This window comes from Nocardiopsis trehalosi NBRC 14201 (assembly GCF_001552555.1).
Lineage (GTDB): Bacteria > Actinomycetota > Actinomycetes > Streptosporangiales > Streptosporangiaceae > Nocardiopsis_B > Nocardiopsis_B trehalosi.
In genome coordinates this window covers 22,244-36,981 of record NZ_BCRK01000043.1, presented here as the reverse complement: position 1 = coordinate 36,981, position 14,738 = coordinate 22,244, and the positions used below count along the sequence as shown (strand labels likewise).

At 76.6% G+C, this 14,738-nt stretch carries 12 protein-coding genes; 6 read left to right on the top strand and 6 right to left on the bottom strand.

Annotation, left to right across the window (positions count from 1 at the left end):
- Window positions 1-37 precede the first annotated feature (37 nt).
- Together NT8_RS10555 and NT8_RS10550 are read left to right on the top strand one after the other, a co-directional pair.
- On the top strand, window positions 38-826 hold the full coding sequence (locus NT8_RS10555; protein ID WP_067967005.1) for a MerR family transcriptional regulator: 789 nt from the start codon (window positions 38-40) through the stop codon (window positions 824-826).
- 77 nt (window positions 827-903) lie between these two features.
- A complete protein-coding gene (locus NT8_RS10550) occupies window positions 904-1,875 on the top strand; it encodes a zinc-binding dehydrogenase (RefSeq protein WP_067967001.1) in 972 nt (323 codons plus the stop codon).
- 20 nt (window positions 1,876-1,895) lie between these two features.
- On the opposite strand, the gene NT8_RS10545 is transcribed toward NT8_RS10550, so the two are convergent.
- Together NT8_RS10545 and NT8_RS10540 are read right to left on the bottom strand one after the other, a co-directional pair.
- Complete coding sequence (locus NT8_RS10545; RefSeq protein ID WP_067966999.1) at window positions 1,896-2,828, bottom strand: alpha/beta fold hydrolase; 933 nt, start codon at window positions 2,826-2,828, stop codon at window positions 1,896-1,898.
- A gap of 11 nt (window positions 2,829-2,839) precedes the next feature.
- A complete protein-coding gene (locus NT8_RS10540) occupies window positions 2,840-4,654 on the bottom strand; it encodes a GMC family oxidoreductase (RefSeq protein ID WP_067966996.1) in 1,815 nt (604 codons plus the stop codon).
- Between the two features lie 225 nt (window positions 4,655-4,879).
- Between NT8_RS10540 and NT8_RS10535 the strand changes: the two genes are divergently transcribed.
- Entirely contained in the window at window positions 4,880-5,494 is a 615-nt protein-coding gene (locus NT8_RS10535) for a DUF6230 family protein (RefSeq protein ID WP_067966994.1), read from the top strand.
- A gap of 4 nt (window positions 5,495-5,498) precedes the next feature.
- On the top strand, window positions 5,499-6,848 hold the full coding sequence (locus tag NT8_RS10530; protein WP_067966991.1) for a DUF6114 domain-containing protein: 1,350 nt from the start codon (window positions 5,499-5,501) through the stop codon (window positions 6,846-6,848).
- A gap of 51 nt (window positions 6,849-6,899) precedes the next feature.
- Here the strand turns inward: NT8_RS10530 and NT8_RS10525 are convergent, their stop codons facing one another.
- Complete coding sequence (locus NT8_RS10525) at window positions 6,900-8,717, bottom strand: UvrD-helicase domain-containing protein (RefSeq protein WP_067966988.1); 1,818 nt, start codon at window positions 8,715-8,717, stop codon at window positions 6,900-6,902.
- Between the two features lie 409 nt (window positions 8,718-9,126).
- Between NT8_RS10525 and NT8_RS10520 the strand changes: the two genes are divergently transcribed.
- Together NT8_RS10520 and NT8_RS10515 are read left to right on the top strand one after the other, a co-directional pair.
- A complete protein-coding gene (locus NT8_RS10520) occupies window positions 9,127-9,459 on the top strand; it encodes a DUF3817 domain-containing protein (protein WP_067966986.1) in 333 nt (110 codons plus the stop codon).
- 314 nt (window positions 9,460-9,773) lie between these two features.
- Complete coding sequence (locus tag NT8_RS10515; RefSeq protein WP_245646120.1) at window positions 9,774-10,487, top strand: DUF1707 SHOCT-like domain-containing protein; 714 nt, start codon at window positions 9,774-9,776, stop codon at window positions 10,485-10,487.
- A 46-nt stretch (window positions 10,488-10,533) separates the two neighbouring features.
- Here the strand turns inward: NT8_RS10515 and NT8_RS10510 are convergent, their stop codons facing one another.
- The 3 genes from NT8_RS10510 to cydD all read right to left on the bottom strand — a co-directional run bounded on the left by NT8_RS10510 (window position 10,534) and on the right by cydD (window position 14,720).
- Window positions 10,534-11,034, bottom strand: coding sequence for a hypothetical protein (locus NT8_RS10510; RefSeq protein ID WP_084468815.1), 501 nt, complete (start codon window positions 11,032-11,034; stop codon window positions 10,534-10,536).
- Between the two features lie 138 nt (window positions 11,035-11,172).
- Window positions 11,173-12,924 carry a thiol reductant ABC exporter subunit CydC gene (gene cydC / locus NT8_RS10505; protein ID WP_067966984.1) on the bottom strand — a complete coding sequence of 584 codons (1,752 nt, stop codon included), beginning with the start codon at window positions 12,922-12,924 and terminating at the stop codon, window positions 11,173-11,175.
- A complete protein-coding gene (cydD, locus tag NT8_RS10500; RefSeq protein ID WP_067966980.1) occupies window positions 12,921-14,720 on the bottom strand; it encodes a thiol reductant ABC exporter subunit CydD in 1,800 nt (599 codons plus the stop codon). Before cydD ends, cydC begins: the two co-directional genes overlap by 4 nt.
- Window positions 14,721-14,738: the final 18 nt, after the last annotated feature.

Below are 14,738 nucleotides of genomic sequence, written 5' to 3'. Positions count from 1 at the left end.
GGGCGCCAATTTCCCATCAACGATCTAGGCTGTCCCCATGGGCGAATACCGCATCGACGAGCTCGCGCGCCTGGCGGAGACCACCGTCCGCAACGTCCGCGTCTACCAGGACCGGGGGCTGCTCTCCCCGCCGCGCCGCGAGGGGCGCGTCGGCATCTACACGGACGCGCACCTCGCCCGCCTGCGCCTGATCGGCCAGCTGCTCAAGCGGGGCTACACCTTCGCCAACATCGGCGAACTGGTCTCCGTGTGGGAGCGGGGCGGCGACCTCGCCGACGTCCTCGGCTTCGAGTCGGCCATCGGCGACCCCCGGTCCGACGAGCTCCCCGGCTACATCACCATCGGGGAGCTGCGCCAGCTGTTCCGCGGCCAGGTCACCCCCACCAACATCACCCGCTCCATCCGGCTCGGGCTGCTGGAGCGCGAGGGCGTCCGCTTCCGGGTGCCCAGCCCGCGCCTGCTCAACGCCGGCGCCGAACTCGTCGCCGCCGGCATGTCGGTCAAGACCGTGCTGGACATCGCCGAGCGCCTCCAGGGCCACGTCGACACCGCGTCGCGCGAGCTGGTCGACACCGTCTCCGACCACATCTTCGCCGCGCACGCCCCCGACGGACTGCTCAACGGCGCCGACATCGCCGCGGCCGCCGACCTGGTGCGCCGGCTCCGCCCCCTGGCCGAGACCGCCGTCGACGCCATGCTCGCCGAGGCGATGGCCCGGCACATCCACGAGGTCCTCGGCGAGCACTTCGCCGAACTGCTCGACCACCTGCAGAAGGCCAAGGACGGCCCGCCCGCCCCCGAGGACACCCCCGCCCCCGGGGCCTGAGCCGCGCGGGTTGACCTCAACCTCACTTCATCTCCGATGCTGGGCACCACGGTCCCCGAGGAGTGAGGAGAGGCGCCATGCGCGTGGCACGGGTGCGGGAGTTCGGCGGCCCGGAGGTCCTGGAGACGGTGGAGGTCCCCGACCCCCGGCCCGGACCCGGTGAGGTCGTCATCGACGTCGCGGCGGCCGACGTCGTGTTCGTCGAGACCCAGATCCGCGCGGGATGGGGGCGGGAGTACTTCGCGCACACCCCGCCCTACGTCCCGGGCGGCGCCGTCGCCGGAACGGTGTCCGCCACCGGCCCCGGGACCGACCCCGCCTGGCGCGGCCGCCGCGTCGCCGCCCACCTCGCCGACGAGGGCGGCTACGCCGAGCGCGTCGCCGCCGCGGCGGCGACGCTGATCCCGGTGCCCGACGGCGTCGGCCTGCACGAGGCCGCCGCGCTGGCCACCGACGGCGCCACCGGGACCACCCTGCTCGACGGCGCGCGGATCGGCGCGGGCGACCGGGTGCTGATCACCGGCGCCGCGGGCGCCATGGGGGTGCTGCTCGTGCAGCTCGCCGCCGCCGAGGGGGCGGCCGTCGTCGCCGCCGCCCGGGGTGCCCGCAAGACCGCACTGCTGCGCGACCTGGGCGCGCACGCCGTGGTCGACACCGGTGGCCCCGACTGGGCGGAGCGGGCGCGCGCCGCCCTCGGCCCGCACGGCGCCGACGTGGTGTTCGACGGGGTGGGCGGCGAGGTCGGCGACGCCGCGTTCGCCCTCACCGCCGACAAGGGCCGGTTCTCCGCGCACGGCGCCGCCGGCGGCCGGTTCGCCGCGGTCGACCCCGAGGCCGCCGCCCGGCGCGGCGTCACCGTGGCCGGCATCGACGAGCTGCGGCTGCCGCCGGACGGGGTCCGGCGCCAGGCCGAGCGGATGCTGCGCGCGCACGCCGAAGGGCGGGTCCGCCCGGTCATCGGCCAGACCTTCCCGCTGGAGCGCGCCGCCGACGCGCACCGGGCGCTGGAGGAGCGCGCGGCCCTCGGCAAGACGCTGCTGCTGCCGTGACCCGCGGCGGCCGCCGGCCCTCAGCCCGGGCGGGCGGCCGTGCGGCAGAGGGCGGCCAGGGCGTCGCCGACCTCGCGCGGCGCCTCCAGCGGCAGCATGTGCCCGCACGCCGGCAGCACGCGCAGCTCCGCGTCCGGCAGGGCGCGGGCCAGCGCGCGGACGTGCCGCAGCGGGACCAGCCGGTCGCGGCCCCCGGCGAGGAGCACCGCGGGCACGGCCGCCAGCGCGCCGATGCGGCCGGTCACGTCGTGGCGCATCAGCACCCGGTGGAAGTCCGCGACCACCCGGGTGGGCGTCGCGTGCAGCAGCTCCGCGCACTCGCGGACCCGCAGCGGGTCGGCCACCGGACCGAACACCGCCCGCCGCACCACGGCGCGGTGCGCGGCGAGGTGCGGCGGCACCAGCTCCCGGACCCGGTCCACGGGGCCGGCGGCGGTCGCGAGCAGCCGCATCGCCGCCCGCCACCCCGCGCCGCGGACCCGCTGGACGAGCGGGAACCCGGGGCGGGCGGTGTCCAGCCCGCCGGCCGAGGCCGACGCCAGCAGCACCCCGGCGATCCGCGTCCCGAACAGCTCGGGCCGCGCCGCCGCCAGCGCCAGGACCGCCATGCCGCCCAGCGCGTGCCCGCCCAGCACGACGGGGCCGCGGGGCGCGCACGCGTCGACCACCCGCAGCAGGTCCTCGGCGAGCAGCCCGGTGCGCAGGGGCCGGGAGCCGAGGGTCGACCCGCCGTGCCCCCGCTGGTCCCAGCGCACCGTGCGGACGGGCGCGTCCTCGGCCGCCACCAGGCGGGCCACCTGGGGCCGCCAGGTGTCGGAGCCCTGCGCCCAGCCGTGGGCGAGGACGACGGTGACCGGCGCGTCCTCGGGGCCGCGCAGGTGGACGCGGAGCCGCGCGCCGTCGGGGGTGGGGACGCAGGCCGTGCGGTCGGCCGCGTGGCGGAGGGGGATCACGGGGGCCTCGCTCAGTCGGCCGCCTTCGCGGACACGGTCAGGGGCAGGGAGCGGGTGAACCGCAGCTCGGCGTAGGCGCCCGCGGGCACCGCGGGGGAGTCGGGGAACACCGGGGCCACGCGCCGGTAGGCGGCGCCCGGGGCGGGCCGGGGGTCGGTGCCGCCCTTGTTCGGCCAGAACGACATCGCGCGCTCGGCCTGCGCGGTGATCGTCAGCGACGGGTTGACGCCCAGGTTCGCCGAGACCGCCGACCCGTCCACCACGTGGATGCCGGGGTGGCCGTGCAGCCGGTGGTAGGGGTCGACCACGCCGTCCTCGGGGGTGGCGCCGATCGGGCAGCCGCCGAGGAAGTGCGCGGTCAGCGGGATGTTGAACACGTCGCCCACGGTGCCGCCGGGGAACCCGTCGATGCGCGCCGCCAGCCGGGTCATCGCCTCCTGGCCCTGCGGAATCCAGCTCGGGTTGGGTTCGCCGTGGCCCTGGCGCGAGGTGAGCCGGCGCCCGCCCAGCAGGCCGCGCCGGGTGTAGGTGGTCAGCGAGTTGTCCAGCGACTGCATGACCAGGCCGATGATGGTCCGCTCGGAGAACCGGCGCACCGACAGGCTGCGCGCGAACACGTAGGGGTGGCGGGCGGCCAGCCCGAGGAACCGCAGCCAGCGCGGCACCCGCCCGCCGCCGGGCACCTGGATGGTGGACAGCAGGCCCATGGCGTTGGACCCCTTGCCGTAGCGGACCGGCTCGATGTGGGTGTGGTCGTCGGGGTGGATGGACGACGTGATCGCCACCCCCTGGGTGAAGTCCTCCGGCGGGTCCATGTGCCGGGTCATCGCGCCCGCCAGCGCCTCGGAGTTGGTGCGGGTCAGCGCGCCCAGCCGGGCGGAGACCCGGGGCAGCAGTCCGGTGTCGCGCATCCGGTGCAGCAGGGTCTGCGTGCCGTAGGTGCCGGCGGCCAGGACCACCTGGCGGGCGGTGAACGTGCGGGCGTTCGCGCGGCGCCGGGGCGCGCCGGTGGCGAGCGTGTCGACGGCGTACCCGCCGCCGCGCGCGGCCGGGAGCTCGCGCACCCGCTCGACCGTGGTCATGGGGTGGACGACCGCGCCGCCCCGCTCGGCGAAGTACAGGTAGTTCTCCATCAGCGTGTTCTTGGCGCCCCTGCGGCAGCCGGTCATGCACGACCCGCACTCGACGCAGGCCCGGCGGCGCGGCCCGGCGCCGCCGAAGTAGGGGTCGGCCGTCGTCTCGCCGGGGCGGGCGGTGGCCGAGCCGTCGCCGTCGCCGCCGTCGCCGAAGAACACCCCGACCGGGGCGAGGGTGAAGGAGTCGCCCACGCCCATCTCCTCGGCCACCGCCTTCAGGTGCACGTCGGAGGGGGTCATGGTGGGGTTGGCGCGCACGCCCAGCATGCGCCGCGCCTGGTCGTAGTAGGGGGCGAGTTCGCCGCGCCAGTCGGTGATGCCGCTCCACTGCGGGTCGTCGTAGAAGTCGTCCAGCGGCTGGTACAGGGTGTTGGCGTAGTTCAGCGACCCGCCGCCCACGCCCGCGCCGCCCAGGATCATCACGTCCCGGAGCAGGTGGATGCGCTGGATGCCGTAGCAGCCGAGAGCGGGCGCCCACAGGAAGTTGCGCAGGTCCCAGGAGGTCTCGGGGAGCATGTCGGGGGTGTAGCGGCGCCCGGCCTCCAGGACGCCGACCCGGTAGCCCTTCTCGGTCAGCCGCAGCGCGGTGACGGAGCCGCCGAAGCCCGAGCCGACCACGACCACGTCGTAGTCGAAGTCGTCGGCGCCGGGTTCGGGGGCGGTCTGCGCGCTCACTCTCTCAGCGGTCATGGGACACCCTTCTGTGAGTCCGCCTCGCGCCTGGTGCGACCCGTTCGTAACATGCCGCCGGTGAGAACGGCACTTGGAAATGTGACATTCGCTATTGTAATGTTCATCACCTACTGCACGGTAAGTGCGGTCCCTTCGAGGTCCGAGACCCGTACCGGCCCCCACGCCCGTACCCCCCCGTCAGTACGGCTGACCCGCGGGTGGGGCACCGAGGAGACGACGCCCATGGCAGAGCTGACCAACGACGAGACCCCCGGCGGCGGCACCCGGTGGCGCAGGTTCGCACTCGCGGTCGTCCCCGGGCTGGTCGCGGCCGGGGCGCTCGGCGCCATGACCACGCAGGGCCTGCTCGCCGCCTCCTTCGCGGTCTCCGGCGACAGCTTCAAGCTGTCCGCCGACTCGCTCGACGGCCAGGGCTTCGCCCAGTACGGCGAGGTCGCCACCTCGCTGGACGACTCCTCCCGCCCCGTCGCCCTGAGCGTCGTCGACGAGGTCGAACTGACCAATATGTGCATGTCGGCGCTCATGGACCTGCCCATCGGCGAGGCCACCCTGGTCATCGAGGCCGGCGAGGAGACCCCCGTCCAGGGCAGCAACATGGTCCTCGACGTCGAGCAGCTCGGCGGCGACGCCGCGTTCTCCGGCATCGAGATCGGCCGCGACGCCAGCACCCTCGACAAGGCGTCCGGGATCGACGGCCGCCCCGGCGGGTTCGGGCTGCAGTCCGACGACATCGTCGTGGAGGACCTGCGGCTGACCTCCTGGTCGGTCAACGCGGGCACGCTCCGGCTCTCCGGGCTCCAGCTCGCGGTCCGCCCCGGCGACCACGAGTGCTTCTGACGCCATGGCGGCCACCACGACCGGCCCCCGCGCCCTGCTGGGCGGGTTCCGACGCTGGCGGCGGTCGCGCCCCTTCTGGGGCGGGCTGCTCATCGTCGCGGCGGGGGTGGAGATCCTCGTCGCCCCCGCCGCCCAGTCCGTGCTCATCCCGCTCGACCTCGTCGTCTACGCCGGGATCGCGGGCGTCGCCGGCTACCTCATCGGGTTCCTGCTCATCGCCATCGGCGCCCTGGCCTGGCTCCAGCCCCCGCAGCGCGCGTTCTACGGCATCGTGGCCATGCTGCTGTCGCTGGCGTCCTTCATGACCTCCAACTTCGGCGGGTTCGTGATCGGCATGCTGCTCGGCATCGTCGGCGCCGCCATGGTGTTCTCCTGGGAGCCGGTCCGCGCCGCGCGCGGGCGCGGCCGCCGCCGGGCGGACGCCGACGCCGAGCCCGGCGGTCCCGCCGACGCGGACGCCGACGGCGCCGCCGACCCCGCCGACGCGGACGCGCCCCCGGACGCCGACGGTCCCGAGGCCGCCGGCCGGCTGCACGCCGCCCTCGCCCTGCCCCTGGCGCTCACCCTGCTGCTGCCCGGCGCGGTCCCCGCGCTCGGCTGGCCCTGGGACTGGTTCGGCGGTGGCGACGGGGAGGCCGCCGACCCCGGCCCCTCGCCCACCCCGACCCCCACCCCCTCCGCCACCCCCACGCCCTCGCCCGCACCGGGCGACCCCGGCGGCGGGAACGGCGAGGACGGCCAGGACGGCGAGGACGGGGCGGAGGACGGCGGCGGCGAGGACGAGCCCGAGTCGCCCGACGGCGCGGCCGGGGTCTGCCGCTTCGCCGCGGGCGACGCCGCGGTGGCGGCGGACGAGGAGGAGTTCCGCGACGCCGTCCTCGCCTGCGAGGCCGCCCGCCGCGACGGCGACCTGCCCGACGTCGACGTGCGCGACGCCGAGACCCCCTGGACCGCCGCCGTCGCCGAGTCGACCCTGACCGCCGACACCCTCACCATGCGCGGCGCCCGGTTCGACGGCGTGGTCGAGTACCCCACCACCGACGGCCCCGAGCGCTACCTGCGGCTGTCCATGGACGAGGCGGTGCTCGACCAGGCCGAACTGCTCGCCGCCGAGGGGGAGGGCCGGATCGGGCTCGGCCTGCCCGACCTCACCATGACCGGCGGCGTCGTCCTGCACGTCACCCGGATGCAGGTGCGGCTGCCGCTCATCCCCATCGACCTCGTGTTCACGCCCGACTTCCCGCCCCCGCTGCTGCTGCCCACCATGGTCGTCACCGACCTGGAGGTCACCCAGCCGCTCACCCAGGCCGACCGCATGGAGATCGGCGCCCTGGACGAGCGCGTCACCCCCTGAGCGCACGCGCCGGGCGCGGCCCCGGGGGACCGCGCCCGGCGCCGCGCCCGCTCAGCCCATCCGGGCGGGCTGCTCCACGTGCGGCAGCAGCCGGCTGGGCGTGCCCACGTACGACGCGTACAGCGCGTCGCGCGCCCGCGTGCACGCCACGAACAGCAGGTTCCGCTCCTGCTGGTAGATCTGCTCCAGGGCCACGGGGTCGCCCTCAGCGGAGTCGATCGCCGCCTTCGGCGGCAGCAGCGGCTCGCCCAGGCCGACGACCGCCACGCACCGGAACTCCTGGCCCTTGAGCTTGTGCATGGTGCCCAGCCGGACCGCGCGCGGGGCGTCGGCGGCGTCGAGCGGCGCGGTGGGGACGCCGCGCGCGGTCAGCTCCTTGGCCAGGCCCCGCACCACCCACTGGTTGCGCCCGGCCACGGCGATCGAGGACGGGCTCACCCCGGCCTCCAGCCAGACGCGCACCCACTCGCCCAGCGCGGCGCGCTCGTCGTCGCGGCTCGTGCACCCGCGCACCACGGGCTCGGGTCCGTGCAGCAGCGACCGGTAGCCCACCAGGGTGTCGGCGTTGTCGTCCATGCCGATGGCGGTGTGCCGGCCCAGCACCGGCATCGCCCAGTCGAGGATCTCCTGGCTCACGCGGTAGCTGATGCGCAGCCGGTGGCTGCGGCCCCGCACGTTGATGCCGAGCGAGGCGAGCGAGACCCGGTTGTCGTAGATGCGCTGGTGCGGGTCGCCGACGATGAACAGGTCGTCGGGGCCCTCGGGGACCGCGGCCCGCAGCAGCCGCCACTGCGCCGGGTGCAGGTCCTGGGCCTCGTCGACGATGACGTGCCGGAAGCGCGGCCCGCTCTCGGCCATGAGCCGGGCCGCCTCCAGGGCGATCTGCGGGTAGGACCACTCGCCGCAGACGCGCAGCGCCGCGGCGTACCGCTGGATGGTCTCCCACACGTGGGCGCGGTGCTCGGGCGCCAGGTGCAGCACGCGGCCGCTGCGCTCGCAGCGGATGTAGTCGGGCAGCCGGGTGATGTTCTGGGCCAGGATCACCTGCTCCCACTCGTCGGCGAGGAAGCGCCCGGAGTAGGGGACGCCCTCGGCCCACGCGGCCTCGCGCCAGCGCTCGCCCAGCGCGTCGCGGCCGATGGCCTCGGGCGCCGCGCCGGTGTGCTCATAGACCACGCCCCGCGCGAGGCTGTCGATGGTGACGACCTCGACCCGGCGGCGCAGGTCGGGGTCGGGCAGCAGCCGGTCGAGCTGGCCCGACAGGGTCTGCGCGAGCAGCCGGTTGAAGGTGGTGAGCAGGATGGCGTGCCGCGGGTCGCCCGGGTGGCGGGCGGCGTCGCGGGTGGCCAGGTGGGCGGCGCGGTGCAGCGCCAGCACGGTCTTGCCGGTGCCCGGGCCGCCCGTGACCTGGGCCGACCCGGCGAAACGCGCGTCGACGATGCGGTGCTGGTTGGGGTGGAGGGTGATCTGCCAGTCGTCGAAGGACTTGCCGAGGTCGCTCGCGAGTTCGTCGGGCCCGGTCACCACCGGGGCGGCCGCCGCGGGCGGGGGCGCCGGGGCGGTCTCGACCAGTTCGATGCGGTCGGCCGTGGTGGAGCGCAGCCGGCGGGCGTAGGCCAGCGCCTCGGCGGTCGGGCGGACGGTCACCAGGCAGTAGGCGCCACCGTCGGCGGGGGTGACGACCCCCGCCCAGTCGGTGCCGACGCGCAGCAGCCGGACGCCGGGGTCGGGGCTGCCGCTGACGGATTCGAGCCGGTCGCCGTCGCCGGACAGGTACCCCTGCACGGCGGCCAGAGCCGCCGTTCGGATCCCGGTGTCGAGTCGGGAGAAGTCGGAGAGGAAGGTCGGGGAGATGGCGAGCTTGGGCACGTCCGTGGTTCCTCCGGTCGCGTTCTCGACGTCGGAGCCGCGTGGGAAGTCGGTCGGGAGACCGCGCGTCTCACTAGGGAACATGCTCGCTGGGGAATTTGGGCAAACGCCGCGAAGAACCCGATCCCGACCCCTCGGCGGGCGGTCGGCGGCGCCCCTGAACGTGCAGGTCAGCGCCGATTTTCGGCGGTGTTTTCGAATCCCGCTCCGGGGGTGTCCCGAATCGGTGCGCGGGGGCCGCCCGGACCCGCCGCTTCCTCGAACCGAAACGCGCGATCCTGCGTGACCGAAACCCGGGGGTGATGGGGTTCACCGCCCCGCGCGGGCGGGGCGCCCACGCGGTTGCCGCAGACTGGAGGCGGCGCCGCGCGGCCGCCCCCGTCCCCCTCCCCGAGCCGAGGAGTCCCCTGTGTCACCGCTCATCCTGCGCACGTTCCGGGTGATCGCCGCGATCGAGGCCGCCACCTGGGTGGGGCTGCTGATCGGGATGTTCTTCAAGCGCGTGGTCGTGCACAACGAGATCGGTGTGCAGATTTTCGGTCCTCTGCACGGGGCGGCGTTCGTCGCCTACTGCGCCGTGGCCGTCCTCGCCTGGGTGCGCCTCCGCTGGGGGCTGTGGACCGGCCTGCTGGCCCTGGCGGCGAGCGTGCCGCCGCTGGGCACCCTGGTCTTCGAGCGCTGGGCGTCGGCCACGCGCCGGATCGACCCCGCCGCCCGCGCGGCGGCCCCCGCCTCGGTCTGAGGACTCCGCCGAGGTCACCCGTCCCGCGCGGCCCGCGCGGGACGGCGGTTCAGGTCCCTGCCGGGGCCCGTCCAACCCCGGCAGGGGGCTGAGTCGCCGCCCCGCCCGGCCGCGTCCGCGGGGGCGGCGCCGACCGGTGAGCTGAACATCATCCCATGCGCCGGACCGCTCCGCCGGAGGCTTCGCACCACCGTGTGCCGGAACCGGCCGGGGTTTCCGTGTCGCGGACTCACATAACGGTCGATCGCGAAGAAGTAGCATGATCGCGTGCATTCGGCGGCGCCACCGCGTCGCGACCGCCGTGGAGGAGGCCCATGGACACGCGACCGAGCGGGACCGGACCCGAGGACGACGGCCTGCGCATGCGCGCCGCCGACCGCGACCGCGACGATGTGGCCGAGATCCTGCGCGACGCCGCCGCCGAAGGCCGGATCACCCTGGAGGAGCTGGACGAGCGCCTGGACCGGGTGTACCGCGCGCGCACCTACGCCGATCTGCGGCCGATCACCGCCGACCTGCCCGTGCCCGGCCCGGCCGGGCCGCCGGCGCCCGCCGCGCCGCCGGGCCCGGCGGCCGCGCCCCTGGTGCTCCGGACGGCCGCCGGGACCATCGCGCGGCGCGGTGTCTGGCACGTGCCGCAGCGGGTGGAGGCCGTCAACCCGTACGGCACCATCCGGCTGGACTTCCGCGAGGCCGTCCTGTCGAGCCAGGTCACCGAGGTGCACGTCTCGGGGGCGTGGGGCGAGACCCGGATCATCCTGCCCGACGGCGCCACCGCCGAGATGGACGTCGACACGTCCTGGTTCGGCAGCGCCGACAGCCGGGTGCCCGCCGTCCCGGCGCCGCCCGCCCCGCACTTCCGCATCACGGGCGGGGTGAAGGGCGGCTCGCTGCGGGTGCGCTACCGCATGCGCCTGGAGGACTGGCTGGGCGGGTCGGCCCACCCGGCGGATCCGCATCACCCCGGCCCCGGCACCCCCTGGCCGGGCCACCCCGGCCCCGGCCACACCTGGCCCGGCCGCCCCTGACCCCGGCCGCGCCGTCCCCGGCGCGGGGACGGCGCGGCGCGCGCGGCTAGCCGGTGCGGCGGACCCCCTCGGCGACGGCCAGGAGGTCGTCGGTGCCGAACCGGTCGGGGTCGAGCCGCAGCGACACCGCCAGGCCGGGCTCGGCCAGCCAGAACGCGTGGCCCTCGGCGTACTGCCCGGTGCCGCCGCCCGGGAGGTCGGTGAGCTTCCAGGCCGCGGCGTCGATCTCGTGGTACTCGGCGAGGAAGTCGCGCAGCGCGCCGGGATCGGCCAGCCGCTCACCGCTGAGCACGTTGACCTTGAGGTCGACGCGGGCGCCCCCGCCGGGGGTGGTGCGCTCCCACACCCGCGACGCGAACGCGACCCCGCCCCACTCGGTGGCGAAGTCGGACGTGGCGGTGCCGATGCCCGCCGGCAGGTGTCCCAGGGTGAACCCGCCGAGGTCGCCCCCGCCGGGATCGGGGCCCCCGGGGACGCCACCCGTGGGAGCGGCGAGGTGCACGGCCCCGGCGACGAGCAGGGCGAGGGCGGCGGTCAGGACGGTCATGGGTACCTCCGGTGGTCGCGGGGCGGCCCCCTGCGGGTGCCCCCGCGACCATGCTCGGCCACCCGCCCGTCCGCCCGCCACCACGATCGCGCACCTGTGGAAAACGCGTGCGCCCCCGCCCACCGCGGGCGGACGGGGTCAGGGCTGTCGGTGGGCGTCGCGGTACCAGCCGTCTCGGGAGAGGAGGGCGGTGTGCGTGCCGTGCTGGACGACCCGGCCCTCCGCGACGACGTAGATGTCGTCCACCCGGTCCAGCCCGGCCAGGTCGTGCGTGATGAGCAGCGTCGAATACCCCTCGGCCGCGTCGAGCAGGTCGGCCACGACCGCGTCGCGGGTGTCGGGGTCGAGGTGGGCGGTGGGCTCGTCCAGCACCAGCAGCCGGGGCGCGGCGAGCAGGGCGCGCGCCAAGGCGAGCCGCTGCCGCATGCCCCCGCTCAGTCGGGTGCCGTGCGAGCCGACCTCCGTGTCGAGCCCCTGCGGCATGGCCGCCGCGTCGCCGGCGAGGCGCACCCGCCGCAGGACCGCCCACAGGTCGTCGTCGGTCGCCTCAGGGCGGGCCAGCCGCAGGTTCTCCCGGAGCGTGCTGGCGAACACGTGCGGGTCCTGCGGCACCCCGGCCACCACCCGGCGGGCGTCGTCCACGGGCCGGCCGGTGATGTCGGCCCCGCCCAGCTCCACGGTCCCGGCGTCGGGGTCGCGGAACCGGAACAGCACCGCCGCGAGCGTGCTCTTGCCGGCCCCGCTCGGGCCGAGCACCGCCACCGTGCGGCCCGCCGGGACGTCCACGTCCACCCCGTCCAGCGCCCACGGTTCGGCGGGGCCGTAGCGGACGCGCAGCCCGCGCACCCGCAGATCGGCGCCCTCCGGCGCCGCGGCGGGGGCGCCGTCGGGCGGCGGGGCCACGGCGGGCGGGGTGTCGAGGACGTCGAACAGCCGCCGCCCGCTGGCCCGGACCGCGCCGAGCCGGGCCGCCACCGCGGGCAGCGGGGCGACGATCTCGAACGCGGCGAGCGCGGTGAGCACGAGCACCGCCATCGGGATCGGCCCCAGCGTGCCGTCCTCGACGGCCGACACACCCAGTAGCAGCGTCGCCCAGACGGTCAGCCCGGTGATGAGCGCGGTGGCGCCGGCGCCGAACCCCAGCAGGGCGGCGTCGCGGCGCGCCACCCGGGTGAGCTCCGCGTCGGCCGCGGCGACCCGGTCCACGGCGCGGTCCATCGCCCCGTAGGCGACCAGGTCGGGCGCCCCGTACAGGGTGTCGACCAGGGCGGTCGACAGCTCGCCGCGGGCGGCGGCCTGCCGCCGCCCCGGCCCGCGCCCCATCGCCGCGGCGGCCAGGGGGACCGCCACCCCGGCCAGCAGCAGGCCCGCCGCCAGCAGCAGCCCGCCCGGCTCCAGCAGCACGGTGCCGAACACGACGACCGCGCCGCCGGTGACCAGGGCGATCAGCGGCGGCGTCAGTCCGCGCACCAGCAGGTCCTGGGTGGCATCGGTGTCGCTGACCAGCCGCGTGACCAGGTCGCCGGAGCGGAACCGGCGCACCGGCTCGGTGCGGGCCAGCCGCTCGTAGACCCGCACCCGGACGTCGGCCAGGGTGCGGAACGCGGCGTCGTGGGTGACCAGCCGTTCGAGGTAGCGGGTGACGCCCCGCGACACCCCCAGCGCGCGGGTGGCGACCACGGCCAGGCTGATGGCGGTCAGCGGCGGGTGGGTGGCGGCGGTGGCGATGAGCCACGCGGCGACGCTCAGCAGCGCGACGCCGGACCCCGTGGCCAGCGCGCCCAGCAGCACGCCGAGGGCGAACCGGCCGCCGCGCGGCCGGGCCAGCGCGGCCATGCGCAGCAGCGGGTCACGGCCGGGGGCGGGCGGGTCGGCGGCGGGGGCGGTCATGAGGGCACCTCCGTGCCGGCGCGGGCGGGTTCGACGCGGACGACGCCGTCGACGGCGTCGGCCCAGCCGGTGTCGTGGGCGACGATGAGCCCGCAGCGCCCCTTCAGCAGCCGCAGCACCGCGGTGCGCACGGCCGCCGCGTTGTCGGGGTCGAGGTGGGCGGTGGGCTCGTCCAGCAGCACGATCGGGGCGTCGCGCAGGAACGCGCGGGCGAGCGCGATCCGCTGCCGCTGCCCGGCCGACAGGCGCGCGCCCCGCTCGCCCAGCCGGGTCGCGTACCCGTCGGGCAGGGCGGCGATGAACCCGTCGGCCTCGGCGAGGCGGGCGGCGCGCCGCACCTCCTCGCGTCCCGCGTCGGGGGCGCCGAGGCGGATGTTGTCCTCGACGCCGGCGTCGAACAGGTAGGGGTCCTGCGGCACCCAGGCGATCCGGGCGCGCCACCGGTCGGCGGGCACCGCGTCGAGCGGGACCCACCCGCCGCCGCCGCCGTCGTCGTCGGGCGGGTCGGCCGGGCCCACCTCGATGCGCCCGGCGGTGGGCGAGGCGAACCGGAGCAGCAGCGCGAGCAGGGTGCTCTTGCCCGCCCCGCTGGGCCCGGTGAGCAGCAGGGTCCGGCCGGGCTCCAGGGTGAGGTCGGCCCCGCTCAGCGCGGGCACGTCGCGCCCCGGGTAGGTCAGCCCGACCCCCTCCAGCCGGACGCGCACCGGCCCGTCGGGGAGCGCGGCCGCAGCGGCGGTGCCGCCGCCCGCCCCGCCGCGCTCCTCCTCCAGGACCGCGAACACCTCCTCGGCGGCCGCCACGCCCTCCATGCTGGCGTGGAACCGGGCGCCGACCTCGCGCAGCGGCAGGTACGCCTCGGGCGCGAGGATGAGCACGAGCAGGGCGGTCTCGAAGTCGAGCATGCCGTACATCAGCCGGATGCCGATCTGCACGGCGACCAGCGCCACGGCGAGGGTGGCGAGCAGCTCCAGCACGAACGCCGACAGGAACGCCACCCGCAGCGTCGCCATGGTGGTCCGCCGGTGCTCGTCGGTGATGCGCCGGATGATCGTCGCCTGCGCCTTGGCGCGGCGGAACACCGCCAGGGTGGGCAGCCCTTCGACCACGTCGAGGAAGTGGCCGCCGAGCCGGCTGAGCAGCCGCCACTGGCGCCGCGTGCGCGCCTGGGTGTGCATGCCGACCAGCGCCATGAACACGGGGATCAGCGGCAGGGTCACCGCGATGATCACCGCGGAGAGCAGGTCCGCCCCCGCCACGACGGCGAGGACGGCGACGGGGACGAGCACCGCGAGCACCAGCTGCGGGAGATACCGGGCGAAGTAGTCATCCAGCGCGTCCAGGCCACGCGTGGCCAGCGTGACCAGTTCACCGGCGCGGGGGGTGCCCGTCCCCGATCCGGACCCGGCCGCCCCTGACAGCCAGACCGGGTCCGCCCCGCCCGGCCCGGGGGCCGGCGGGGAGTCGCCGCCGGCCCCCGGGGGGAGGCCGGCGCCCGTCACGTGCGCGACGAGCCTGCGGCGGAGCTGCGACTTGGCGAGGGCGGCCGAGCGCAGCGCCGCGGCCTCGGCGGCGTAGGCCAGCAGCCCGCGCGCGACGGCGACCGCCGCGACGGCCGCCACCGCCCGGGCGAGGTCGGCGGCGCCGCGCCCCTCCGTCGCCCCGGCGATGGTGTGCGCGAGCAGCCACGCCTGCACCAGCAGCAGCCCGGTGACCGCGGTCCCGGTGGCCACGGTGGCGGCGAGGTGCACGCGGACCGCGCGGGCGCCGCGCACCAGCCGCGGGTCGAGGGGTTTCATGGCTGCCGTCCGTTCTTC

Coding starts and splice junctions, on each gene's coding strand:
- NT8_RS10555 (WP_067967005.1), top strand. CDS start 38: ATGGGCGAATACCGCATCGACGAGCTCGCGCGCCTGGCGGAGACCACC.
- NT8_RS10540 (WP_067966996.1), bottom strand. CDS start 4,654: ATGACCGCTGAGAGAGTGAGCGCGCAGACCGCCCCCGAACCCGGCGCC.
- NT8_RS10535 (WP_067966994.1), top strand. CDS start 4,880: ATGGCAGAGCTGACCAACGACGAGACCCCCGGCGGCGGCACCCGGTGG.
- NT8_RS10550 (WP_067967001.1), top strand. CDS start 904: ATGCGCGTGGCACGGGTGCGGGAGTTCGGCGGCCCGGAGGTCCTGGAG.
- NT8_RS10530 (WP_067966991.1), top strand. CDS start 5,499: ATGGCGGCCACCACGACCGGCCCCCGCGCCCTGCTGGGCGGGTTCCGA.
- NT8_RS10510 (WP_084468815.1), bottom strand. CDS start 11,034: ATGACCGTCCTGACCGCCGCCCTCGCCCTGCTCGTCGCCGGGGCCGTG.
- cydC (WP_067966984.1), bottom strand. CDS start 12,924: ATGACCGCCCCCGCCGCCGACCCGCCCGCCCCCGGCCGTGACCCGCTG.
- cydD (WP_067966980.1), bottom strand. CDS start 14,720: ATGAAACCCCTCGACCCGCGGCTGGTGCGCGGCGCCCGCGCGGTCCGC.
- NT8_RS10515 (WP_245646120.1), top strand. CDS start 9,774: ATGGACACGCGACCGAGCGGGACCGGACCCGAGGACGACGGCCTGCGC.